Annotated in this window: 1 protein-coding gene; it reads left to right on the top strand. The window is 55.0% G+C overall.

The annotated features are described in order from the left end of the window. Positions 1–8 precede the first annotated feature (8 nt). A partial coding sequence (locus tag WW58_RS09905) for a hypothetical protein (protein WP_288143447.1) occupies positions 9–367 on the top strand: 359 nt, incomplete at its 3' end.

The following is a 367-nucleotide window of genomic DNA, read 5'->3' as shown; positions in this document are numbered from 1 at the left end:
CTCTAATGATGAACGACGCAGAAATACAAATTCAGTTTCCGAAGCCTGGAACATGGCAGGAATTCACTCTGACAGCTGTCTATCAGGACGCGGAAGGGTACACCCGCATAGACCGCTATACGCAGGACGAAATTCCAGCGGATCAGGCCCTGGCCATGCAGGCGGTAGTGTCCGCTCTGGTTGAACTGGCGGAACCGTGGCAGGCGGTGCAGGTGTGGGCGCGGTTAGGTATTACTATGACGTATGATGTAGCGAATGATCGTAGCGAATACGTTTTTGCCGTGGAACTGACCGTTGAGGCCGTCAATCCGCAGGGCGGGCGCAGGGTGTTCACTTCCCGTGATTACCCGGAGTTCGTCATTACCGA

It is taken from the genome of Akkermansia sp. UNK.MGS-1 (assembly GCF_000980515.1).
In the GTDB taxonomy this organism is placed as follows: Bacteria; Verrucomicrobiota; Verrucomicrobiia; order Verrucomicrobiales; family Akkermansiaceae; genus Akkermansia; species Akkermansia muciniphila.
Note: the sequence above shows the minus strand (reverse complement) of the source record. Positions and strands in the feature narration are given on the sequence as shown.